We start from the raw sequence: 23,502 nt of genomic DNA on the forward strand, positions 1-23,502 counted from the left end.
CAAAGGTCTCTCTTCTCTCCAGGGGCTCGATCATCAATCCGGTGACGTTGGCGACGCAATGCGTAACGAGCAAGCCAGGGCGCCAATTTGTATGAATTTATCGAAGGCCATATGCCATATCTAATTACTAGATCGACTATCTCATCATCCGCGAGATGACTTATGTTTTTATCAGATTGAAAACCCAGATATTCTCTAAGGGTAATGTCTGCATTCAAGGATTACACCAACACTCTAAAATCTAAACTCTCGTGCTATAACTTTACGAGAGTATGTTTAGAAAAAACTCCGATTGGTGCAGGAATTACGGAGTAATTCTTGATTTCTTCTATGAGCCTGTCGAACGCAGGTTGATTTGGTCTCATCACTTTTTCTAAGCCAGTCTTGGGTCCATTCTTTATCTTGTTTGCGACACTGGTCTCTTTGGGGTCCATGGTTATCAAGAAGGACCTTGAATTTGGATAATCCCGTTTCATCAACTGAGCTTCAAATTCTGCTTGCTTCCAACGTTCTCTCAGGCTTGTCTTACAAGAAAGAACTATTGGACCAATCTCTTCGGTGTAAATGGCAGCCCCGCTAGTATTTACCCAAAGCAAATTAGCCAGGGATAATCTGAACTGTTTTTCCGGATAGTAATTTCATCGCGCTAAAGTGCCTTTGATTTAATGTCAAAATCTTGTTTGTTTCAAATCTTGCGGCTAGGGCAATAAGTGATGCGTCGGTAATTCCAATTCTTAAATCCTGATATTTTGCTATCACTTCGGTTCAACATCCTCGTCGGAAACACTTTTCTGCAGCTTGGCAACCAGCTTTGCGTGTAACTGGGCGGCCCATTCACTTAGCTCTTCGGGGGTCATGTCTTTAAGGTTCGGCACTTTTACCAGAGCAATTTTTTCGGGTCTTGGTTGGTTTGTCATGTTAAGTCCTTTTAAGTTAGATGAGATCGGTTACAGATAAAGTCGTAGCTCTTCAATGACTGAATTGCTACTCGGGTTCATTCCATATTCACCAGCCATGTCGCGCAAATATTCATCGAGATCTTCGCTGGGTGCCTGAACCTTCACTTCCTGAGTTTCTGAACCTTCGACATCAGCAACGGGCATTGTTGAGGTGAGCAGATATCGACGGGCACGCGGGCTCAAAGACGCTTCTGGCTTTGGGTTTTGGGCGACCTGATCAATAACTGCAGGTGCGAGCTGCTCCACCACAGCTTTGTAAAGCCCTTTTGCCCATTGCATGATTTCTTCTTCACTCATTGTGGCTAACGATTTGGGAATGGAAACTTGGACAAAGTTTTCTTTTTGGGCCGGGCGGGCCTTGTCGGCTTTGCTTCTTGCGGGAACAACCTTGGAATCAGGCCGTGGTTTTACTACCTTTTCCTTTTTGGCAGGTTTTTTCGGTTTTTCAGCACTCATGTGGCTGTCCTTTCGCTCGTCCAACTTACTTTCAGTTGGCTGATCTTCTCTCGGGGGCACCGTGCGCGATGCGCGGTTGCCGCGTAGCTAGCCGAGAGGCTTAGCGCTACTTTCTTGATCGATTATTTAGTTTGTTGCTAACTTAACACAGGACACTGACAGATATTGTTTCTGCCAGTGTCCGTTGGCTGGCTAAGCTTCACCACTTTCTGGAGTTTCTGGGAACGAATAAATCTGTGCATTGTGTTCTTGTACCTGTTCGCTTATTGGATCAGATGCACCAAACACTTGATCATAGGTATTCCTACTATCCTCATGGGCTGCCATAGCTGCGATTCGAGTATCGGGCTCAATTACAGACTCCTTACCCAATTCCTCGGCTAAATCTGCCCTGCCAGTTTCGAGGTAATAGGCCATGGCCTTATGGAAAGCTTGGTTTGCCCGGCGCGGATCTGACTCTTTCAGGAGCCGTGCGTGCACTTCATGCAGGATTGCTCTGCTCTCGGCTGTTGCTCCGGATGTGCTGACTAGATGCAGTCCTTGAGTGCAAGTGGCAAGAGCGCTCTCGCGTTCATTCAACATCAAAAGCGCCTTTGCTTGGTAAGCATGGCGAACAACCTCACTCACACACCAGGGCATTGTCTCGGACTCAATTTTTTCTAACAGAGCGATAATCACTTCTGGCTCTTTATTGCTAATCAATGAATCTAAATACATTGGGAGCATTCGATGCCGCTCGCTATCCAGATTTTTGCGCATACTCGCTGCTTCGTAAGCAATCGCAAAGTGACAGCTTGCTAGTTCAAAACGTCCGTTATTTAGTGCCAAAAAGCCAAGTCCAACATTTGCCCGGGTCTTTTCGCGTAAACGATTGGGATACATCTCGATCAGAGTGATGGCGTGTTCAAGATGCTCGCGAGCCTTGCGCGGGTTGCGGTCTAGTTCGGCCATACCTAGCTCAGTGATAACGATTAACTGCATTTTAGAGTCATTGCGCTCGTAATAAACTTTGCGAGCACCTTCCAAGTACGAAACCGCCTCTGGAATCGCATTATTGAGCGCAAGGACTTCACCCATGAGTGCCTTGGCATCCACTTCACAGTTTCGACATGAACAGGTTTTACCAATTGCAAGAGCTTTTTCCGCAAATTCAAAAGCTTTTTCCACATCACCAATTGCCACATAGGCATTGGTTATGTTGAAGTGCGCATTATAAATTTGGTGCGGGGCTTCGGCAGAGATGGCATTTTCGAGAGCCCGCTCGTAAGCCCTAATAGCTTTGTCATATTGACCAAGGCGCATGTATGCATCGGCCTTATCTTGAGCAGACATTGCCACACCGCGTTGTTCGTCAATTGAATCAAAGATTTTTTCTGAGCTGTCGTAGTGTTTGGCCGCATTTTCATAATCCTGCAAGCGGTAATACGCATCGCCAATCCAGTTCTCACTCCAAGCTGTGTCGGAGTCACTTCCACACGAAACAGCAAAGTCAGCCGCCCGACCGTAGGAATCAATTGCGCCGGAATATTCTTTTAACGCCATTTGCGAGTGTCCAATTAGTTGATTGGAGATAGAAATCTCGCGGACGGCATCAATCCGCGTGAAAATCTCAAGGGCTTGTTCGGCCATTGCCATAGCGGTGTTGTGTTCGCCTTCGTGGGAACGGCGATGATGGAGGCTTATGAGTATTTGGCCCTTCTCAAAATCCGAAGTTTCGTGGTAGCGATCCCATAATTCGTCATCGGACATTTCGCTGTAGTTGTCGCTCATGGCGGCCTCCATCTGTCATTGTTGTCATCAGGCAACCGAGCCAGAGAATCTGGCGGGAGTGACTAACTTACTCCTGGGGTATGACAAAAGCACGCTCAGATGACGTTGCGCGTTTCGCCGTTAGTGAACCAAAACCCTAAGGTAAATCTTTACCCTCGAAACTTGCGGATTACCCCTAATTCGGCAGCCTGGATGCCAATCTGCCAGGAAATGGAAATAACATCTGGACTCAATCAAACTCGCCAAATAACGCCCGGTCCGATGCGAACCGTTTGCGCAGATTGTTCTTAATACGGCTAATTGTTTGGGATACCGAGCGGGCAGATGCGTAACCATAGATTTCAGCCAAATCGTCCAAGGGAACGCCTTCTAGGTAATCAATAAAGAGCTCACGATGGCTCTGCGGAACCTCGCTCAAAATATGTGCGACCACTGAATTTGAGGCAAGTTCGATCGACAATTCCTGCGGCTTCATCACCAAGATAGGCGCGTCAAAAATGGTGCGAACTGTCTGCCAATCTTCAGCGCCAGGTTCAGGTAGGCCATGCCATGACTGATTTTCTCGTTTGCGCTTCCGGTAAAGGTCAATGACTCGATTTATCACCGCAATTCGGACATAAGCCTTCCAGTGGCGAACTTGCAGGTTTTCTCGGTGCAATCTTTTGACTACGTATTGCACGATATCTTCGGCATCTGAGCGAAGCGCCTTTGACTGACGGACACATTTTCTGGTGTATTCATAAACCTCTTGCCAGTCATCAATAACGCCAGTTGGTTCGGCTTTGGATTCAAAATAGATTTCCTGAGCTTCCTGCCAGAGATCATACGATTCCAGCTCTGCATCACCCAAATCTGGAAACTGCAAGTTGAGCTCATTTTGGTCAATTTGGTCGTTGTCGCGCTCAGCTGTCATTTCACAATGCTACTTTGGGCGCTTAGATTCCCGCGAAAAACCATTATTTGCAGGGCTGGAGAAAACTTTTTACGCAATGTTGACATGAGGGCGTTCCCATTCGTCTCTACTTGTGTGGAGGAAAAATCTGCCACAGAAAAGGAGAATCATGACCGAACAAATTAGCCCGAAGGACACCCCAGATGTGGTTATTGTGCACAGCCCAGAATACGAAAACTGGGTTTTTGATGAAATACATCCAACGCAGGGTCGCCGATTTATCAATGGCTACAACGAAATTATGAACCGCCTTACGAGTAGCAAGGTGCTTACTGTCGAGCCGCGCCAAGCCACTCGAAGCGAGCTGGCATTAGTACACACACAGGATTACATTAGCGAGGTCCTTGATGATCATTCATGTCACGAGTGGACAGGTGAGCGCCCAGATTTGTCAGAATTAGCCAGCACCTTTGTTGGCGGCACATTGACCGCGCTGAATTATTTGCTTGAGGGAAAATCTCCATTAGCTGTTCATTTGCCGGGTGCAAAGCACCATGCCCAGAAGGATCATTCGTCGGGTTTCTGCGTTTTTGCCGACTTCGCTATTGCGGCCAAAATCGCCGTAGCACGAGGATACAAAGTCGCTATCTTCGACTACGACGCACATCACGGGGATGGTACAGAAAATTTGTGTGCATCAGACCCGAATATCTTGACCTATTCGGTTCATGAAAAGGGCCTTTTCCCACGAACTGGCAACAGTAACGACCCCGCTTGTCATGTTTACAATTGTCCATTGAGTGTTGATGAACGGAATGCAGAATTCAGCAACGGACGATTCAATTTCCGCCACGACGAAGCACTCGTTAAGGCGGCATTGGAGTTTGCTGAGCTTGCTTCGGCATTTGGCGCAGATATAATTTTCATTGCCGCTGGCGCGGACGGACACTACGATGATCCCCTAAGTCACTTGCAGTACTACAGCGGAATCCTGATTAAAGTTTTTGATTCAATCTTCAGCCGCGATTCATTAGCTGCACTTCCGATGCTGATCGGCGGCGCTGGCGGATATCGCCCTGACGATGCAACGCCAGAAATGTGGGCCGAGTCTGTCTATTGTGCAGATTCAGTTCGACCCAGAACTATTACTGCGGCCATGGGAGCCCGCCTGGCAGGTGATAATGCCTAAATTACTGCCAGATGAAGTTCCGGATTGCACAGATCAAACCCCACAGCAGGTTGCCGAATTGGCTCAGTACCTTGCGCCATATGAGCAGGAACTGATGTTGATGCGCAGTCTGGTTGCTCAGGACCTGACCACTCCAATTCGGATACTCGAACTGTTGGCGCATGATCCGAAACGGATTGTGCGCCACAGCGTGGCTCACAATCCCATGGCAACTGAAGCAATCGCCGACATCGCCATGCGGCAAATGAGCACTGCGGCCATACCCCAGGAAGGCCACGCTTGGAAGCAGATGCGTTACCAGTACAAGAGCCTTCCATTAGAAAGGTTGCTTGCGCTGTTCGACTACAAATCGGTAATTCCGTTTTATCCTGCCCGTTATCGACCGGCGATAATTCGAGCATTACCAAAAGGAACCGTAATTCCAGATTGGAATATGAACGAGCTGGTTGTGTCCGGTCCGACGCGGGTGCACTTGGCGTTGCTAAAACGCGTCGACTTGATCCAAACAGAACGAGATTGGTGGACCATTTGCCAGGCGGCCGATCCGGAGGTTCGTCAAGCGATCCAAGACGCTCCCGATGTGCCCGAAAAGTGGAAACGGTTTGCCCGTCAGCTCGGTGGACTCTTTTAGCAACACGCTAAAGGCTGGCGGGAATAAAAATTGCAGCGGGCTTGTTGTGAGGATTCGAATAATTTAGGACCAATTTGCGATGTATCCAATTTAATTTCGCTGTGGGCTTGCATTGGAACAAAAAGAAGAGTAAAAAGGTAGTCCTAACTTAATTCGAACAGATGTTCTAATCGAATCCCAACCGCGACAAGGAGGCGCAAAGTATGAAAAACCTTGAAAAATCAAGCAATATTTTGTGCCGCACGAGGGTGGGATACGTGTCATAGTCTGCAGTTTTCCCAGCAAACGTATGTGAACCTAAACGAAGTAAGACCCAGAAAATTATTGATGAACCAGAAAGAAGGATGAAAAATGCAGTCTGAACACAACGAACTATTAGCCGAACTTGCCGCCATGAAGTGGCCTACTTTTTTGTCAGAAGGGGATTGCATCGGCAAAGATCCCACACTTTTTGACGACGAAGATCACAAGAAGTCGGTCATGGCCAAAAGGATATGTGACAAGTGTCCGGTAAAGGCGCAGTGCGCTCAGTGGGGTATCGACAATGAAGATGCCGGCATTTGGGGCGGCCTTGACGACAAAGATCGGGCCAAAGCACGCCGGGGCAAGCGCAAGTTTGTCACCATGGAAAAGCGCCGAGAAAACCTCGAGTGGCTGCAGGATATTTGGAGTGACAAGCCTGCTGCTGAGCTAGCTGCTAAGTATGGTAAAACTGAGCGCACAATTTATCGGTGGCGCGACAAAGAGCGTAAACGTGTTCGTAATCTTGGCTGGTCGCCTTTTAGACCGAGTGGCTTTAATAAACCTAACTCAGACGATTAAATTGCCAGTCGCTCACGTAGGGCCGAATTTTTTTGCGAACCCTTGACAAGGTTTGAGCAACCGAAGCAGCGCTTGCATAGCCAAGTAAGTCGGCAATTTCCTGATTACTGCATTGATCCATAGCAGCCATCAGAACCGCCCATTCTTTGACACTAACTTGATCTTCTAAATCTCGAGCAAGTTGGCGAAGGAATGCGTATTCACTGGTGCGCTGTGCTTGGACGTAGCCAGCGATAATCTCGTCTAACGCGCCGTCTGGACCACTGGGATTTTCCTTGACTGGGATTTGCGCTTGCAGTATCCGATCTCGTTCAAATTTCAGGCGGGTGCGGTCAATTATGCAGTTGAGAATGGCGGCTGAGATCCAGCCTCGCTCATTCTCAGGCCAGGTGGGTCGGGCAACGAGTTTGGCCATAACTTCGGCGGCAGCTTCCTGAGCCCAATCATGGTTACGAGTCTGGTGAAGGGCTCGGTCGTAAGCATAGGAAAGCAACATTTTCAGGTGCTCAGGATCCTTGTGGTCGCTAATTGGTTGGTCGCTCATAGTGGTAATTGTGCCAGTACGAACTGACAAAAGCCCATAAAAATCAGGAATTTTGGCAATTCTTGAAAAATCTTTAACTTTTTTGTTGATAACTGCCCGAGTCAATCGTCTAAGTAATTAGAACCCTTAAAGGAGGAACCCGATGAGCGAAGATTCATCAGATAACTTAATAGCACCCCGTTGGCACGAAGAGTCTGCTTACCCAAGTGAACTGTTCAATGAAATTCTGCCTGGCCTTTTCATGGGCGGAACTGCAGACGACGACACAGTTGATTTTGCCGTCTATGCACCAAATCTTGATTACTGTGCACCGTTTGACGCAGTTGTCACTCTCTATGCCTGGGCTAATCCATTTAGCTGGGGAGTCGAAGAGCTGCGTTACGGTTTCGGTGATGGTGACATGGATCGAGTTGATGTTGCCCGAATCGTACGCCTTGCAAATTGGGCGTTTGAGCGTTGGTGCGAAGGCGACCGAGTGCTCATCCGTTGTCAGGCTGGCCTAAATCGTTCGGGCTTGATTACTGCGCTAACGCTAATCCTTGCTGGGCATGAGCCGGAAGAGGCAATTGCATTAATCCGGGCAAAGCGTTCACGAAACGCATTGTTTAATCAGTCCTTTGTGAACTGGCTGATCGATGAAGCACCGAAATATCGAAAGGGATTAGGCAGCCCCTCAGCTGCCTAATCCGTCTATGTAGTGACCCAAACGCCATGAACAGAAAAGGAGAAATATGACAGCAAAAAGTGAAGGACTTGGCTCATATGCCGAGTTGATGCCCAAAGAGGTTTGGACTGAGGTGTATCCAAACCTCTGGATGGGTGGAACCGATGATGACGACACAATAGGTCGCTCGGAGTTACTCGAACCGCGCATCACCAAAAGGAGCTTTGACACAGTCGTAACACTGCATGCGTGGAGCAATCCGGTCGACTGGTTTGTCCGCGAGATTCGTCAGCCATTTCAAGATGGCGAAGTAAGTGAGTTCAATGAAGAAGATTTAAAGTTTCTCGTGAGACTGATCTGCTTCGAACTAGAGCAAGGAAAGAACGTCCTTGTTCGCTGCCTGTCTGGATTGAATCGTTCGGGACTGCTAATCACGATGGTCTTAATGAATTATGGCTATTCAGCACAAGAAACAATTGACCATCTTCGTCAAACTCGAAGCCCATTGGTGCTTTGCAATAAAGATTATGTTCAGTGGTTGTTGGCCAAAGATGTAGAAACTAGCAACAAGTCGGAGCATACAAATGTCTGAGAACTATGGAATATCCAGCAAGGAAAACTACTCCTCGCTCCTAACTCGAAATTACGGTTGGCGCAAACAAACCGAGAATTACACGTCAACTGATGCAATCATTGACTTTGGTTTACAGCTGCAGCAATGTGGTCTTCAAATGCCGATCGTTCCGGCTCATTTACGGCAACGAGTTTTAGCAAATACAAAATGGTTTGGAATTTCGACGGAACACTGCGCTAATCCCATGGATACCTACCTAATGCCAGGAAGAAGTTGGGTACCCCAGATAGCTGAACTGACGCCCTACGACTTCATGGTTTTCGCACATGCTGGTCATGGCCTCAATTCCTATGCCATGGGTCTTGTTGCTCGGATCGGCTGTTTTACGATCTTTCAACAAAGTAACTGGGGCGGGGTGTATCAGAACCCTGAACTTCAGCGAGAGCGGCTGGCTGCCCAGATTGAAGTCTGGAATGAAATGAGTGAGTTCTTGGCCAACATAAAAACTGCGAGTGAATACGAGTACTTAATCTCGTTCTCGCCATTTAGAGGAGTTGCCAATATTTCTCGTCGCAGATGGCAATCACCGTGGACCTTGGAAACATCAGATGAGTCGACATTGGAAAAGAATCGAGACTGGGAAATCGACATCGATTTAACTCGAGATTCAGTCGATGCCCAGCGTTGCCTTGACTGGCTTGCTGGAAAGCCCGACCACAAATACACGCGCGATATGTTCATTCAAGAAATTGGCCGCGAATATCTTTACCGGCTAACCGTTGCGAACGCTAAAGTGCTCGCTTTAGTACAGGACAGAGCACAAAAATCGCGCTCGAGCTAACTGATCGAGGGCAAAAAATGGGCGCGGCCAACGAACTACAGTTCGTCGCGCCCTGTTAATTTGCGCTCCATTTTGTCTGCATGTTCCATCACTAGGCGCAGTGGGGCAGTCAATTCATTTTCATCCAAATCAGCGATTGGGAATGAATGGATTAGACCATAAAAGTTATCGTCTATCCAGACGCCGAAGGGAGTCTCACTAGCTTCAATCAACACGGTCTCGGGAACAACTTCGTCTAACTGGCAAATTCTAGAAAAAATCGAGATCCAGGGATCATTGGGCGAATCAATGTGCTTGACTACAACGGTTTGCTTACGACTATAGTTATCGAGTTCCAAAATTAATGAGTTTGCTGTTTTGCCCGTGACTGCATAAGCAGATTGCAGCTCGGTAGAAACTGTTTCCCAGTTCGCCATTTGTTCTCCTAGAAAGCGTAGTTAGTTAAGTCTAGAGCAAACCCATTCACTAATTCAGGCAACCTTGCACACTGCGTAAGTCGGAGTACTTAGAGAAAATTGTCCACATCAATCATTCGGGCAGCAAGAAATCTGCTTGTTCTAACTTTGCTTTCGAAGCGCTCCTTGCGCTGGTACATCATCGGTGGCTTACCAACAGATCCTTCGGCTCGATGACCAGTTGCCTTTAGGTTGGGAAGCATCTCCCGGCGGAAAGTATCTGGCGCAATCTCAGTGTCTTGAATCGCCTCGTGTACCTCTCGGAGTTGGCTCAATGTGAACTCGTGATCCAGAATTCGGCCAGGATCGGGTAGCAGTGAATATCTGCGGCGTAGTTCCTTGACTGCTTCGCGCAAAATTTGTCGCTGTTCGTACGGCAAGTCATCTTGGTCATCTGGAAATTCATAATGATCTCCACTTATAAAAATTGCACCAACATTTGGGTTGTCTAAAGCACGTTGTGCCACCCGCGCAGGAACTGTAGCCATGTGTGCAACAGAAAGCACCCAACCTCGCGGATCGCGATCTGGTTCATCGAACACTTTGATTTGGTCCAATTCCAAATCGCCAATGCCGATTTTTAGGTTCACGGCATCATGAGCAGTTTTTTCCAAAGTCTCATGCTCTCTGAGCATTCGACCAGGCAGGGCCCATTTGCCTGCTTCGTGTCCTATGCCACGTAAGTGCGCAAGGGCTACTAATGCGGGGTGTCCTTGGTACTCAATTACAGACAAAACTGCGACATCGGCAGCAACACTGGGTCGAGGATATGCTGCCAAATCAGATGGCGCCCAGCCTAACTCCGGCCGGTCCTTTAGTAGTGCGAGGTAGTGCCTTAGCTGAGTCAAGTTTGGCTGCGCTTGGAAATCGGATTTTCTTAACAGGTTGGAGAATTTTTCAACAATAACAGTAAATGAATCTTCATTTTCTTCAGTATTTTCAGACATATTTCAACATTAACGCATTTTTGCGTAAACGTATGCTACAATTTACGCAACATTGAGTTAATTACCCGAAAGGTAGGTCACATGCCCACATTAACTACGAGGTTCCATGTTGGAGCCGGAACCCATGTTGGTCCCATCTCAGTATTTCCGGTCTGGTCAGAAAACCGAACTGATGAAATCTACACCACCGCTGCGCCAAATGGCCTAGAGATTGGTGAACTCGAATCAGCCAGCGTTGAGACTTTGCTAGCAAAGAATGCTTCAACAACTAGCGTCCTTATCCCTGAAGGTACGATCTTGCATGGGGGATTGCAGACCCGAGTTCTAACTTCTGATGTGCTCTTAGCGCCCGGTCAGAACGATCTACTTGATGTGCGCTGTGTTGAGCAAGGCAGATGGGGTAGCAAGGTACCAACTGCATTCGATGGCCGAGCGCCAATTACTGTCGTTGGCGCACTTCGCGGCTTACGTCGTGGTGCACGCACTAACTTTGCTGATCAGCATGATGTTTGGCAGCGGGTAAATTTCTATGAAAAGAGCTATGGCACTCGTCGCACTTCCTCACTTAACAGCATTCGAAATCTAAAATCGGATGACTTGCTAGTTATCAACGATGAATTCGAATCTTCGAAGGTCCAGAACAACTCGCTAATGGCAAACACGCTCAAGAAAGATTTACAAAAACTTTCAGCTAATCCGTTGCCAGGCCAAAATGGACTAATCATCGGACTGTCGGGACAACCAGTGTTGTTAGAAATATTCAGCAGTGAAGCTGCTTTCCGCGAGCAATTAGCAGGAATTCTCGATGCAGTGGCAATTGATGCCCCGCATGCAAGCGGTGAAAGTACACCGGCTCGTCGAGCAGTACGATTTGCCGATTACATTATGGATCAGCCACTGGCAGAATCAGCCCATGTTCCGAATCTGCTCATTGGCAGCAGTGAACGAATCGACATGCGCAGCCTTGTTGGAGCCAGCGAACGCAATCTGCTTCACACGGCAGTTGTAAATGCTCGCCACGAGTTAATTCTGGCTGCATAAGAATTTGACGGTGCCCTTGCATAAAGCAGGGGCACCAACATTTATTTTCAATTTAAACTTCTAGATTTAGGACGGATAAGTATGTGGGTATTTACGCAAAATGGATTTCTATCAGCAGTAAGAACTGCAAATGGCTCACCAGAATTCAAGGTAAGGTCACGCGATCGGCAGGCTCTGCAGGGATTGGCTCAATATGCGGAAGTTGAGATCATTGCAACGCCGTACGCCGACTACCCGTATCGGGTAATCGTTGATGAGTTACTGCTTGGGGGCTACTTATTAAACGAATTGGCCACAGCTGATTACACAAACTACAAAGACCGAGTTCAGGTATTGCGTGGGAAACAGTATGCCCAAGCCTGTGCCAAAGTCTGGTCTACTATGCACGATGTTGAGGATGAGAAAGCCCGAACAATTTAAAGTCTTGATATCGGTTAGTCCGCGGCACTAGCGCTTTCATGTCGCCGATACTGTTCATCGCGATGCTCACGACGGAAAAGTTCAATTTCGTAGCGTAATTTTTCAAGTTCCAAATCTTTGCGCTCGACATCTAACTCAAATGCAGTGCGCCGGTCAGCGATAAAGTCCATGAGTGCGAACAGAACTCCTGAAATTACGAATGTTAAGTGAATACCGATTCGCCACTTTTCAACTTCACCATCAATGTTTTCGGCATTCATAAAATCATGGAGCAATTCAATCACCGAGATAGCAACCAAAGAGCCAATCAACTTAATTTTCAGTCCCGAATAGTCAACTTTTCCCATCCAGGCTGGCCGGTCAACCGAAGACTGAGCAACGTTTATCTTGGAGACAAAGTTTTCATATCCGCTAAAGATGATGATTACCACTAGGTTTCCGAGCAACGTAATATCTAGAAGTTGTAGCACTTCAAGCGTCGCTCCGTGCAGATCCATTTCTGGCAAGTCTCTGACAGTTTCGTAAAAAGTCGAGACGAATTTGTAGACAACGAAAAATAGGCTTGCCGCTAAGCCTAGATAAAGAGGGAGTAAAAGCCAGCGCGCGCCAAACAAGGCCCGTTCGCTGAGTAATTCAAAAGCATCACGGACTCCGCGCTCTGCCTTTTCGACATTCTTCTCAACTTTGAGCAGGTCAGCTTCGAGTTCTTCAGGGATGGTCTTATTTGCCGAATCTTTTTGGTTGGCCATTTTTTTAACCTCATTTTCGTTACTTACTGGAATTTTTGCAGAGAATTGCGCAAAGTTTGGGATTGATAGCTACTTCTGCCGCAGATTTTCATTCGCCAAATTCAGCCCTATCCCAATAGGAATCAAGCGAGTATTCTGAACAAAGATAATCAAGTTGTAAATTTCAATGCGTTTATGGCTATTTGTCAGCGGGTAATTGTAAGTTAGCAACATCCATCAGCTTGAAATTTGGAGCGTCATGCGAGTTCGAATTATTTGCGTAGCTTTGGTCGCCTTACTGGGTGCGACCGCCTGCGGGTCAGCCATCAAAGCCGATACGGTCACCAATTTGAGCTCATACCTTAGTCAGGAAGTAACTTGGGGGGATTGTCCCAGCGATTACTTCATGGCCACCGACCGCCTAGGCGAGAGTTTTCAAAAAGACCGGGCCGATTGCGCGGTAGTTTCGGTGCCAGCAGTGTATTCAGGATCTCAATCACTGCCTGACTTCAAAATCGCCATGATGCGCCAGCCAGCAACTGGGAGTTCAAAATTAGGAACATTGTTCATCAATCCCGGCGGTCCAGGTGAATCTGGTATCGAGGAGCTACAGTGGACTGAATTTCCAACTGAGATACGTCAAGCATATGACATAGTTGGCTTTGATCCCCGAGGTGTCAATAAGTCTGCACCGGCTTCCGGAAATCAAATTAAATGCAGTACCCAACTTGATTACGAAAGTTACTGGGTTGGCGAAGTTACTCCATCAAATAATAAGGAGTATCTGGCAGGCGTTGACCGAAGTGATAATTATTACCGGCAGTGCAGTCAAAGTAATCCATCTTGGTGGACCTTAACTACTGCCAATGTGGTCAGCGACCTCGAATTGATGCGCAAAGTTGTAACCAACGATGAGCCGCTGCACTTTCTTGGCTCTTCATATGGCACGACAATCGCATCACAATACATAACAAGGTATCCAGAACATATCGGCCACATTGCTTTAGATAGTCCGACTACGAATGACCCAGCAAAGGCATCCGTGCAAATTGCAGAAGCAAAATCCCTAGAGGCTAATGTCATGCGATTAGTCAAAGGTTACGCCAAAGCCAGGAAGATGAAAGTTTCTGCCGTACAGAAGTTGATGCTCAAAGTTCGGCAGTGGGGTGATGACAACAAGTTAAAAGGTTTTGCTGGCATGAAAGTTATTGATCCGGCAAATGAAATTCACCAAAGCAATGAATATATGTTTACTCACGGAATATTCGTCATGACTTATTACGACAATGCAGAAGTTCAAAAATACTTCAATCAAGGACTCGATCAGGTCAGTGGTAAGAATCGGTGGAATGGCATTTTTGAATGGTTTGCCATGATGATGGACGGCTACGATCCAGATTCCCTAGGTGGCTCTAGTTATCAGCCGGATAAAATTAAGCGAAACAATAGCTACGAAGTTTTGGATATCGTCAATTCAATGGATCTTGATCCAGTTGACAAAACCACTTCCGCTCAGCGAAAGCGACTAGCAAAGCAAATACGCGATGCCTCTCCATTCTGGACTCAGCTAACCTCGGATCCGAGTAACTACGTGTATAAGGGAAAGCGAGAACCTCTTAGTTGGACCGGGTTGGCTAAATCTGATGACGCCATTCCAGACCCACCCCATACTAAGCCAATTCGTACCAATACCTCGGGTAAAGCGGTGTTAGTAGTGGGCTCTCGCTACGAGTCAACGACTCCGTATCCATTTGCCGTGCAAACAGCCAGAGATTTGCAATCTCCATTGGTCACTTTCAATGGCACAGGGCACGCACCAGTTGCCCGCTTTGATAACGCCTGCCTCAACCGCTTATTTATTGATTATTTCATTGACGATAAGTTGCCCACTAAGGCAGTTACCTGCAATAAATAGCCCCATTTGCTGAAAAACCCCTAAAGGTGGCACACTTATCTAGCACCTCGGTTCACGCCAGTTAAGAATTTTGGGCGACCCGAGGGCACGAAAAGGAGATAGTAATGAAGGCCGACATCCATCCAGAATATGTTTTGACCAAAGTCACATGTTCATGTGGTAACTCATTTGAAACTCGCAGCACTGCAAAAACTGGGCAAATCCATGCAGACGTGTGCAGTGAATGCCATCCGTTCTACACCGGCAAGCAGAAGATTCTTGATACCGGTGGTCGTGTTGCTAAATTCGAAAAGCGTTTCGGCAAGCAGGCTTAGCTTTATATCAAGGTGTCTGCGTTGTCCTTTGGGCGACGCTGGCACCTTTTTATTTGTCGCTAAATTTCCAGTCAAAATTCATAGGTTAGAAGGTCAACATGAGTCAAGATTTTGCTAAAGCACAGACTCTATCTATTGAGTATGCCGAGTTAGAGGCAAAGCTCAGTGACCCTGCCACTCATTCAGATCAGAACGAAGCTCGACGAATTGGCAAGCGCCATGCGGAACTGCGTCCGGTAGTAGCAAAGTACCGGGAATGGAAGCAGCTCTGTGAAGACGAGATCGTCGCTCGAGAAATGGGCACCGAAGACCCGGCCATGTTGGTTGAAGCCGATGATCTTGCCAGAACTCGCGATGAGGCGGCCGAAAAATTGCAGGCATTACTAATTCCGCGCGATCCCCTTGATGGCAGTGACGTAATTCTAGAAATCAAAGCTGGCGCCGGTGGCGAAGAGTCCGCACTATTCGCTGGGGACTTGATGCGCATGTATTTGAAATACGCAGAAAAGCGTGGTTGGGCGACTCAAGTTCTTGAAGCTGAAGAATCTGACATGGGTGGCTACAAAGACATTGCCATAAGTGTAAAAGCTCGAGGCGTTGTGACACCTGAAGAAGCCCCATATGCAAACCTGAAATATGAAGGTGGAGTACATCGGGTGCAGCGCGTTCCTGTTACTGAATCCCAGGGCCGAATTCATACCTCAGCGGCAGGCGTATTGGTGTTACCAGAAGCCGAAGAAATTGATGTTCAGATTCTTCCCAGCGATTTGCGCATTGATGTGTATCGCTCAAGTGGCCCAGGTGGCCAAAGCGTTAACACAACTGATTCAGCGGTGCGCATTACTCACGTACCGACTGGAGTAGTTGTCTCATGTCAAAACGAGAAGAGCCAATTGCAGAACAAAGAATCTGCGATGCGCATCCTTCGCGCTCGACTTTTGGCATTGGCAGAAGAAGAGGCTGCCGCTGCCGCTAGTGATGCTCGCAAGAGTCAAGTGCGAACTGTTGATAGATCGGAGCGAATTCGAACTTACAATTTCCCAGAGAACCGCCTGGCCGATCACCGAGTTGGCTTTAAAGCTAACAACCTAGACGCAGTGCTAGCCGGTGAATTAGATCCTGTTATTCAGGCGTGTATTGAAGCTGACATGCAAGCCAAACTCAAAGACGTCGGCGCTTAAATCCGCCTAACCTCATGGAAGTAGATCGCACCCTTCTGGCTCAGGCAGAGCAGCAATTACGCGCTGCCGGCGTTGACAGTGCCCAAAATGATGCACTGCGATTAATGGAGTATGCAAAAACCACTAACCAATTCACAGAATTGTTAGTTCAGCGGGTCCGGCGGGTCCCGCTTCAGCACCTGATAGGTCAGGCTCACTTCAGATATTTAACTCTGCAGGTGGGTCCAGGAGTTTTTGTGCCTCGTCCAGAAACTGAATTGCTTACCCAAGTAGCGATAGATTTTACACAGGATTTCATCTCGAACCGGCTGGCAAAAGCAGAAATCAAATCGGATGTGCGCAAACCAGTAGTGTTTGATTTGTGTGCTGGTAGTGGCGCAGTTGCGCTGAGTATTGCAACTGAGGTGGCAAATGTTTCAGTTCATGCCGTGGAGCTATCCCATGATGCGCTCGGCTGGTTACTCACAAATGTTGATCGCTGGAGCGAGTCTTGCGAACAAAAGAATTCTCGAGTGGCAGTGCACGCTTTAGATGCTGGAGAAGTAGAAAAATTCGCGGATTGGTTCAATAAAGTCGATGTCGTAGTCTCTAATCCACCGTACATTCCCAACAACATGATTCCTCGCGATCCGGAAGTTCGAGATCATGACCCGCATCTTGCACTTTTCGGTGGCACCGACGGACTCGAAATTCCTACAGCAGTTGCAGGAACGGCCGCCCAGTTATTAGTTTCTGGCGGGTGCTTTGCCATGGAACATGCCGATACTCAGGGCGAGGGTGACAATGGACTCCCAGAGGTGCTGCGAAATATGGTTGATAAAAATGGAGATCCACTTTGGCTTGAAGTAACCGATCACCTGGATTACAACAACCTGCCCCGCTTTACCACGGCAATTCGGGCCGAACGAAAAAGCTAAGTGCAAGGATAAGACTGTGTCACAAATTTTTGATCTTTCAACGGACTACACAGTCGAGGCACTTGCTGAAGCGACCTCCGCAGTAGCCACAGCAGTTGCTAATGGCGAATTAGCTGTCATTCCGACTGATACTAGTTATGCAATCATTTGTGATGCATTCAATTCGGCTGCGGTTTTACGATTGCGCGCTGCAAAAAATCAACCTGAGGACGCTCCGATTCCAGTCGGTGCTGGAAATCTGGCAACCGTCGATGGCATAGCAACATTCACTGAATTGGCGCGGGACTTGGTTTTAGCTTTTTGGCCTGGCGCGCTAACCCTGCTAACTCGAAATCAACCAAGTGTTGAATTGGCGGTTAAGCCTAGTGATAGCGCATTGGCAATCAGAATTCCAAAAAATGACATCGCAATTTCAGTGCTCAATGCCATCGGTCCAACTGCTATGACAGGTGCGCAAAAATCGGGACAAGCGCCATTGACCAACCTGTCTCAAGCGCGCGAACTTCATGGCGATTCTGTGACTATTTATGTAGACGCCGGGCCGTTATCTGGGGCGGTTTCCAGTGTGGTCAGCGCAATAGGCGACAGCTTGCGACTGGTTCGGCTTGGCAATGTTTCGTTGATAGATTTGCGAGCAGTAGTGCCTGCAGTTGTTGATGCTACAAACAACGGAAATTTCTAGTGCAGCCGTGACCTATTTCATGGTCAATGCTCGTAGGGGAGAACATTTGCCTGCCCATAGACTAAGTAAGCGTAACCCCCAAATCTGAGGTGAAAAATGAGTGAAGTTTTTTATGGTTCTGATTTCAATGAACTGCAGACTACAGACCCTGAGATTGCCAAAGTCTTACTTGACGAATTGGCTCGGTTGCGTGGCGGTCTGCAACTAATCGCTAGCGAAAACTTTACTTCACCAGCTGTACTAACTGCTCTTGGCTCAACTCTTAGTAATAAATATGCAGAAGGTTACCCCGGTAGGCGGTACTACGGCGGCTGTGAAGTTGTCGACATCGCTGAAAATATCGGAATCGAGCGCGCCAAGCAACTATTCGATGCCGATCACGCAAACCTTCAGCCACATTCAGGCGCTAGTGCGAACATCGCAGTTTATGGCGCCTTCTGCCAACCAGGTGACACTGTTTTGGCGATGAGCCTGCCACATGGGGGCCACTTGACTCACGGTGCCAATGTCTCATTTAGTGGCAAGTGGTTCAATGTCGTGCACTATGGCGTTGCTGAAGGAACTGAAGATATTGATTACGAGCAAGTTCGCACATTAGCGCGTGAACACAAGCCGCGCATGATCATTTGCGGTGGTTCAGCAATCCCACGCTTGATCAATTTCGCTGCTTTTCGTGACATTGCTGATGAAGTTGGCGCAATCCTCATGGTTGATGCGGCCCACTTCATTGGTCTTGTAGCTGGAAAGGCGATTCCATCACCAGTTCCACATGCTGATGTTGTCACTTTCACAACTCACAAAGTTCTGCGTGGACCACGTGGCGGCATGATTTTGTGTAAGGCAGAACACGCCGCTGCCATCGACAAAGCAGTATTTCCGATGATGCAGGGTGGGCCAATGATGCATCTAGTCGCGGCCAAGGCGGTTGCCTTGAAAGAATGTGCTACCGCCGAGTATCAGAAATATGCCAAAGATGTAATTGCCAATGCGCAAGCGCTCACTGAAGGTTTGGTCGCAGAAGGTATGCGCCCAGTAACCGGCGGAACCGACACTCATCTTGCTTTACTCGATTTGCAAGGGATTAATGTAACGGGCAAAGATGCAGAAGCCCGATGCGGCGCAGCAGGAATTACTCTAAATAAGAATGCGATTCCATACGATCCGGCACCGCCTAGTGTGGCAAGTGGAATTCGCGTTGGCACGCCAGCAGTAACCACTCAAGGTATGGGCTTGGAGCAAATGAGCACGATTGCCTCACTAATTGGTCGGGCGGTTAAGAGTGATTCGGCCCAGGTTCACGAACAAGTTAAAGCAGAAGTTCACGATTTAGTTTCGGCGTTTCCGGCGTACCCACGGCCATAACCAATGCGCGAATACCTACTTTGCCTGTTTGCAGCAGCAGCGGTGACATATTTACTCACTCCGCTCGTGCGTGCTAGTGCAATTAGATTTGGCGCAATGGCGGAAGTTCGTGACCGAGACGTACACCTGCTACCGACTGCGCGTTGGGGTGGCTTGGCGATGGCTGGCGGATTTTTAGTTGCCGTATTACTCGCTAGCAATCTGCCGCTAATGGGCACAATTTTTCAAGATCGAAAACAGATAACAGCTCTTCTATTAAGTGCCGGAATCATTGTGATCCTGGGGATTCTTGATGATCGCTTTGGCTTGGATGCACCAACAAAGTTAGTTGGTCAGGTTTTGGCGGCTGCGGTACTTTCGCTCAAAGGCGTAACACTTGTCTGGCTTCCAATTGGCGGGATTTTTATTCTCGATCCATCCACTTCGGTGTTGGCAACCGTCCTAGTGGTCTTGGTAAGCATCAATGCAGTAAATATGACTGACGGTCTTGACGGCCTCGCGGCAAGTTTTGGTGCCATTGGTGCTGCAGCCTTTTTTGCCTATTCGTACTTTCTTAGCGTGCAGAACGGCTATCAACGTGCCACGTTAGCAACTTTAATTTCTGCAGCTGTGGTTGGCATGTGTATAGGGTTCTTGCCACACAATTGGTTCCGCGCTCGAATCTTTATGGGTGACACCGGCTCGATGCTGATTGGACTCTGTTTTGCAGCTTCCAGCATCATGCTCACCGGACAAGTCGACCCAGGCGGCTTAACTGGTGGCGTCTTGTTGCCAGCTTTTTTGCCAGTGGTATTGCCCTTAATTATTCTGTCGGTACCTCTCGTCGATTTATTCTTGGCGATTGTCCGAAGAACGCGCAAAGGGCGTTCACCTTTTGCCCCAGATAAGGAGCATTTACACCACCGACTTCTAGATCTTGGACACGGACAAGAGCGCGCAGTGTTGATCATGTCTACTTTTACGGCAGTGGTTGCCTTTGGCGCCGTTAGCTTGGCATTTGTTCCCGTTTGGCTGACCGCGGTTGGCGTTGCTTTTGGCATCTTTGCGCTTATCGTCTGGGTACTAAATCCACCAGAGAATAGTGTCGTAAATTAAATCTCAGTTCACTCGTAATTCACTTACTGCACATTTGGACGGCGGATTGGTGGGTAGGCTAAAAAAATGCGGGTCAATCCAAGCCAAAATCTGCAACCGAAAACGACCGTGAGGTTGAGTGTCCAAAACTCGATAAATTCAAGGGTGATTCGCAGAATTTTATGCTGGCTTACTTCCGCACTGGTTGTGGCTTCAGTACTTTGCTCGACTGCACCTGTGACTGCGCGTGCCAACGGTAACGGATCTGATCTCGAGACAATCTATTTCACAGCGAACTCGAGCGCATTGACGACCAGCGCAAAGTCTACGTTGCGTAATTTGAAGCGCAAGGCGTTACCAGCATCAGTTTTAACAATTACTGGCTATGCGCCTAAAACTCCCTCCTCTGCAAGGCAAACTCAACTAGCACGAGCTCGAGCCTCTGCGACGAAGGCTTATCTCAAGAGGGTAGGCATCCGGAATTCAGCAACAACCAAGTTTGTGTTGTTGAAAGTAGGCGTGGGTAATCAAAAACTAGCTAACCGAGTAACAATCAAGATTCTGCAGAGGAATTTAGTCCCTTCGCCGAGCCCATCGCCGACTACAACCGCGACAGCAACTCCATCGCCATCGCCAACCAATACGCCTAGCCTTGAAGTTAGTGGGCGTGTGACTCTTAACTTTGTGGATTGTAACCCTTGGCATAGACAAGTGCTTGGCACGAGTCTGACTTTCCAACCATCTGACTCTAATGAAAGTCCCATCAGCGTTTCACTAGGCGATGTGAACACTTCGTCAACAAACAACAACTTAATGAACTGCACGATTAGTTGGAGTGGTGTTTCACTTCCTGTTGGAGAATACAACCTGACAATTGCCGCTAAATGTTTTGAAATTCTTGATTCTGAAACTTCTGCTAATTCGGCGTGTACGCCAAATAAATACAGTTACTATGACCTCAACCTTGGACAATCGAAATTTCTAACTGGCACAGGTCCCACCAGCATCGAAGGTGGGGTGGCAATGACGATTAACTTCCCTACAAAGATTTTGCAGTCTGGAGAATCATCACTCTCAGCTTATTTAGACTAACTCGTGCAATAACGTTGCACCGAAGCCGTTAGTACGATCGGAAAGTATCGAGAATTGCACCACTTGTGGCAGACTGAACGCATGACCAAACAGTCAAGTGACCTGAATAGTTCAAGTTTGAACCTAATTCGCAAGGCAGCAATTCCAACCGCTATTGCTGGATTAATAATAACGGGAATTTCTTTCGCCTTGCGAGGAAGCAATGGCTTAGTAGGCGCTCTCGTTGGCTCGGCAATCGTCCTGACTTTCTTCACTGTCGGCCAGGTAGTACTGAATCAGGTCATTGGCAAGAATCCGAGTATGGCCATGAGTGTTGCCATGTTGCTGTATTTAGTAAAGGTTGCTGTCCTTTTTGGCCTCTTGCTGGCGTTCAAAAACACCACTGCTTTTGACACCAAAGTTTTCGCATTGAGTATTTTGGTCTGCACTTTGGTCTGGACAGGTGCTGAAATGTGGGCCTTTAGCACTGGCAAAGTGCTCTATGTTGAGCCCGGCTCGAAGCCAGAAATCGTGCCGCCAAAGCCTGATTCCCTGCAGTGAATATCTAACAGATTCCCGGGTTCAGCAGGGACAGGGGTCAATTCGCACGCTCTTATGTTTGCTGATAATGTGAGAACGCAATGAATGATCGTGGCAATGATTCCCCCGTCAATGCCACGGACCTGTCCACTTCAGACATGGCATGGCGATCAGTTAGTTATCTAACCGCCGGAATCTTGTTTTACGGCGGTATCGGGTGGTTGCTCGGAAATTATTTCGGTCACAAATCAGCATTCATGGCCGCAGGTGTGATTACCGGAATCGTACTCGCGCTTTATCTCACATACGCACGCGTTTCGCAATCTGATCGAAATGCCACTACGAGTGACCTAAGGAAGCCGCAGCAATGAACTTTGCGACTATCGCGTACGAGGCAGGATGCCATCTCAATTCAGGATGTGGTTTTCCAGCTCCGAATGCACACATCTTCTTCCTTAAGCCGTATGTAACTTTGAGCCTTTTCGGTTTTGAAGTAACGGTTACCAAATCCATCATCTTGGCGCTGATTGTGGCACTGATTGTGATTGCCTTTTTCATGACCGCATTTAGGTCACCAAAACTAGTTCCTGGCAAGTTGCAGTCGCTAGGCGAACAGGGCTACACCTTCGTTCGCGATCAGATTGCCCGTGAAGTTATTGGCAAGGATGGCGATAAGTTCGTTCCATTCTTGGCGTCACTTTTCTTCTTCATCTGGATTTGCAACCTGATGGGCGTTATTCCCGGTGCACAGTTTCCAGTGATGAGCAGTCTGGCTTTTCCGGTCGCATTGACTCTGATGGTTTACATAACTTACGTTTACTTGGGCATGAAGCATCAAGGTCCAATCAAATTCTTCACTGACGCAGCCTTCCCACCTGGTGTGCCCAAGGTAATGTACGTTTTACTGACTCCACTTGAACTGCTGGGTCTTTTAATCACTCGTCCGGTAACTCAGGCAATCCGTCTGTTCGCCAACATGTTCGCTGGCCACTTGTTAATCACTACTTTTACAGTCGGTGCGTACTACTTACTATCACCCTCATTGATTGGTGCCTTGGGCTCAGCAACTTCATTCGGCGTAACTATTGTCTTGACTGGATTTGAAATGTTCATTCAAGGACTGCAGGCTTTCATTTTTACGCTACTAACGGCCGTCTACATCGGCGGATCGTTACACGCGGAACACTAAAACTTAATACCGACAACTGAATAGATAACAAAAACCTGAGTTAGTAGAACAGCTACTGACTCTCGACAGAAGGAACAAGTTATGTCAATCCTCGCAGAGGTTACCGGCTCATTAGGCTCAATCGGCTACGGTTTAGCAGCAATCGGCCCAGGTATTGGTATCGGAATCATCTTCGGTCAGGGCGTGCAGGCTATTGCTCGTCAGCCAGAGGCCTACGGTGTAATCCGTCAGAACATGATCTTGGGCTTCGCGCTTGCTGAAGCTCTTGCTCTTATCGGCTTCGTTGTCCCATTCGTCTTTGGTGCTTAATTAAAACTAAGGACA

Annotated in this window: 28 protein-coding genes and 1 riboswitch; of the genes, 20 read left to right on the forward strand and 8 right to left on the reverse strand. The window is 47.8% G+C overall.

Features of this window, described 5'->3' with window-relative positions; translation table 11 throughout:
• Nucleotides 1-254: 254 nt before the first annotated feature.
• The 4 genes from EBS36_03685 to EBS36_03700 form a co-directional block, all read right to left on the reverse strand.
• A complete protein-coding gene (locus EBS36_03685; GenBank protein NBU32255.1) occupies nucleotides 255-476 on the reverse strand; it encodes a hypothetical protein in 222 nt (73 codons plus the stop codon).
• A 471-nt stretch (nucleotides 477-947) separates the two neighbouring features.
• The gene (locus tag EBS36_03690; protein NBU32256.1) at nucleotides 948-1,415 is read right to left on the reverse strand and encodes a hypothetical protein; all 468 of its coding nucleotides are present in this window, start codon (nucleotides 1,413-1,415) and stop codon (nucleotides 948-950) included.
• A gap of 9 nt (nucleotides 1,416-1,424) precedes the next feature.
• Nucleotides 1,425-1,535: riboswitch (SAM riboswitch) on the reverse strand.
• 72 nt (nucleotides 1,536-1,607) lie between these two features.
• On the reverse strand, nucleotides 1,608-3,197 hold the full coding sequence (locus EBS36_03695) for a tetratricopeptide repeat protein (protein NBU32257.1): 1,590 nt from the start codon (nucleotides 3,195-3,197) through the stop codon (nucleotides 1,608-1,610).
• 217 nt (nucleotides 3,198-3,414) lie between these two features.
• Nucleotides 3,415-4,098, reverse strand: a complete 684-nt coding sequence (locus EBS36_03700) for a sigma-70 family RNA polymerase sigma factor (GenBank protein NBU32258.1) — start codon at nucleotides 4,096-4,098, stop codon at nucleotides 3,415-3,417.
• A gap of 148 nt (nucleotides 4,099-4,246) precedes the next feature.
• Between EBS36_03700 and EBS36_03705 the strand changes: the two genes are divergently transcribed.
• From EBS36_03705 to EBS36_03715, 3 genes are all read left to right on the forward strand, one after another.
• A complete protein-coding gene (locus EBS36_03705; GenBank protein ID NBU32259.1) occupies nucleotides 4,247-5,266 on the forward strand; it encodes a hypothetical protein in 1,020 nt (339 codons plus the stop codon).
• A complete protein-coding gene (locus EBS36_03710; protein ID NBU32260.1) occupies nucleotides 5,259-5,897 on the forward strand; it encodes a hypothetical protein in 639 nt (212 codons plus the stop codon). Before EBS36_03705 ends, EBS36_03710 begins: the two co-directional genes overlap by 8 nt.
• A 351-nt stretch (nucleotides 5,898-6,248) precedes the next feature.
• On the forward strand, nucleotides 6,249-6,719 hold the full coding sequence (locus EBS36_03715) for a hypothetical protein (GenBank protein NBU32261.1): 471 nt from the start codon (nucleotides 6,249-6,251) through the stop codon (nucleotides 6,717-6,719).
• On the opposite strand, the gene EBS36_03720 is transcribed toward EBS36_03715, so the two are convergent.
• Nucleotides 6,703-7,368 (reverse strand): sigma-70 family RNA polymerase sigma factor, encoded by a 666-nt coding sequence (locus EBS36_03720; protein ID NBU32262.1) that lies wholly within the window; start codon nucleotides 7,366-7,368, stop codon nucleotides 6,703-6,705. The genes EBS36_03715 and EBS36_03720 overlap by 17 nt on opposite strands.
• 37 nt (nucleotides 7,369-7,405) lie before the next feature.
• Between EBS36_03720 and EBS36_03725 the strand changes: the two genes are divergently transcribed.
• From EBS36_03725 to EBS36_03735, 3 genes are read left to right on the forward strand one after another with little or no spacing between them, the layout of a single operon-like run.
• Nucleotides 7,406-7,948, forward strand: a complete 543-nt coding sequence (locus EBS36_03725) for a protein phosphatase (GenBank protein ID NBU32263.1) — start codon at nucleotides 7,406-7,408, stop codon at nucleotides 7,946-7,948.
• 46 nt (nucleotides 7,949-7,994) lie between these two features.
• Entirely contained in the window at nucleotides 7,995-8,519 is a 525-nt protein-coding gene (locus tag EBS36_03730) for a hypothetical protein (protein NBU32264.1), read from the forward strand.
• Complete coding sequence (locus EBS36_03735) at nucleotides 8,512-9,342, forward strand: hypothetical protein (protein ID NBU32265.1); 831 nt, start codon at nucleotides 8,512-8,514, stop codon at nucleotides 9,340-9,342. The genes EBS36_03730 and EBS36_03735 overlap by 8 nt, the downstream gene beginning before the upstream one ends.
• A gap of 35 nt (nucleotides 9,343-9,377) precedes the next feature.
• On the opposite strand, the gene EBS36_03740 is transcribed toward EBS36_03735, so the two are convergent.
• Nucleotides 9,378-9,758 (reverse strand): hypothetical protein, encoded by a 381-nt coding sequence (locus EBS36_03740; protein ID NBU32266.1) that lies wholly within the window; start codon nucleotides 9,756-9,758, stop codon nucleotides 9,378-9,380.
• A gap of 89 nt (nucleotides 9,759-9,847) precedes the next feature.
• Nucleotides 9,848-10,744, reverse strand: a complete 897-nt coding sequence (locus EBS36_03745) for an NUDIX hydrolase (protein ID NBU32267.1) — start codon at nucleotides 10,742-10,744, stop codon at nucleotides 9,848-9,850.
• Nucleotides 10,745-10,825: 81 nt separating this feature from the next.
• Here EBS36_03745 and EBS36_03750 point away from each other — a divergent pair, with 81 nt between their 5' ends.
• The gene (locus tag EBS36_03750; GenBank protein ID NBU32268.1) at nucleotides 10,826-11,785 is read left to right on the forward strand and encodes a hypothetical protein; all 960 of its coding nucleotides are present in this window, start codon (nucleotides 10,826-10,828) and stop codon (nucleotides 11,783-11,785) included.
• Nucleotides 11,786-11,866: 81 nt separating this feature from the next.
• Nucleotides 11,867-12,205: a hypothetical protein gene (locus EBS36_03755; GenBank protein NBU32269.1), complete on the forward strand. Its 339-nt coding sequence runs from the start codon at nucleotides 11,867-11,869 to the stop codon at nucleotides 12,203-12,205.
• Between the two features lie 14 nt (nucleotides 12,206-12,219).
• On the opposite strand, the gene EBS36_03760 is transcribed toward EBS36_03755, so the two are convergent.
• Nucleotides 12,220-12,954, reverse strand: coding sequence for a hypothetical protein (locus EBS36_03760; GenBank protein ID NBU32270.1), 735 nt, complete (start codon nucleotides 12,952-12,954; stop codon nucleotides 12,220-12,222).
• A gap of 238 nt (nucleotides 12,955-13,192) precedes the next feature.
• Here EBS36_03760 and EBS36_03765 point away from each other — a divergent pair, with 238 nt between their 5' ends.
• From EBS36_03765 to atpE, 12 genes are all read left to right on the forward strand, one after another.
• Nucleotides 13,193-14,848: an alpha/beta fold hydrolase gene (locus EBS36_03765; protein NBU32271.1), complete on the forward strand. Its 1,656-nt coding sequence runs from the start codon at nucleotides 13,193-13,195 to the stop codon at nucleotides 14,846-14,848.
• 104 nt (nucleotides 14,849-14,952) lie between these two features.
• Nucleotides 14,953-15,162 (forward strand): 50S ribosomal protein L31, encoded by a 210-nt coding sequence (locus tag EBS36_03770; GenBank protein ID NBU32272.1) that lies wholly within the window; start codon nucleotides 14,953-14,955, stop codon nucleotides 15,160-15,162.
• A 98-nt stretch (nucleotides 15,163-15,260) separates the two neighbouring features.
• Entirely contained in the window at nucleotides 15,261-16,343 is a 1,083-nt protein-coding gene (prfA, locus tag EBS36_03775) for a peptide chain release factor 1 (GenBank protein NBU32273.1), read from the forward strand.
• Nucleotides 16,344-16,357: 14 nt separating this feature from the next.
• On the forward strand, nucleotides 16,358-17,260 hold the full coding sequence (locus EBS36_03780) for a peptide chain release factor N(5)-glutamine methyltransferase (protein ID NBU32274.1): 903 nt from the start codon (nucleotides 16,358-16,360) through the stop codon (nucleotides 17,258-17,260).
• On the forward strand, nucleotides 17,196-17,942 hold the full coding sequence (locus EBS36_03785) for a Sua5/YciO/YrdC/YwlC family protein (protein NBU32275.1): 747 nt from the start codon (nucleotides 17,196-17,198) through the stop codon (nucleotides 17,940-17,942). The genes EBS36_03780 and EBS36_03785 overlap by 65 nt, the downstream gene beginning before the upstream one ends.
• Before the next feature lie 96 nt (nucleotides 17,943-18,038).
• Entirely contained in the window at nucleotides 18,039-19,304 is a 1,266-nt protein-coding gene (locus EBS36_03790) for a serine hydroxymethyltransferase (GenBank protein ID NBU32276.1), read from the forward strand.
• Between the two features lie 3 nt (nucleotides 19,305-19,307).
• The gene (locus EBS36_03795) at nucleotides 19,308-20,399 is read left to right on the forward strand and encodes an undecaprenyl/decaprenyl-phosphate alpha-N-acetylglucosaminyl 1-phosphate transferase (protein ID NBU32277.1); all 1,092 of its coding nucleotides are present in this window, start codon (nucleotides 19,308-19,310) and stop codon (nucleotides 20,397-20,399) included.
• 66 nt (nucleotides 20,400-20,465) lie between these two features.
• A complete protein-coding gene (locus EBS36_03800) occupies nucleotides 20,466-21,470 on the forward strand; it encodes a hypothetical protein (protein NBU32278.1) in 1,005 nt (334 codons plus the stop codon).
• Nucleotides 21,471-21,551: 81 nt separating this feature from the next.
• Nucleotides 21,552-22,010, forward strand: coding sequence for a hypothetical protein (locus EBS36_03805; protein ID NBU32279.1), 459 nt, complete (start codon nucleotides 21,552-21,554; stop codon nucleotides 22,008-22,010).
• 137 nt (nucleotides 22,011-22,147) lie between these two features.
• Nucleotides 22,148-22,360 carry an AtpZ/AtpI family protein gene (locus EBS36_03810; GenBank protein NBU32280.1) on the forward strand — a complete coding sequence of 71 codons (213 nt, stop codon included), beginning with the start codon at nucleotides 22,148-22,150 and terminating at the stop codon, nucleotides 22,358-22,360.
• On the forward strand, nucleotides 22,357-23,178 hold the full coding sequence (atpB, locus tag EBS36_03815) for an ATP synthase F0 subunit A (protein NBU32281.1): 822 nt from the start codon (nucleotides 22,357-22,359) through the stop codon (nucleotides 23,176-23,178). The genes EBS36_03810 and atpB overlap by 4 nt, the downstream gene beginning before the upstream one ends.
• 81 nt (nucleotides 23,179-23,259) lie before the next feature.
• Entirely contained in the window at nucleotides 23,260-23,487 is a 228-nt protein-coding gene (atpE, locus tag EBS36_03820) for an ATP synthase F0 subunit C (protein ID NBU32282.1), read from the forward strand.
• Nucleotides 23,488-23,502: the final 15 nt, after the last annotated feature.

It is taken from the genome of Actinomycetota bacterium (assembly GCA_009923495.1).
In the GTDB taxonomy this organism is placed as follows: domain Bacteria; phylum Actinomycetota; class Actinomycetes; order S36-B12; family UBA5976; genus UBA5976.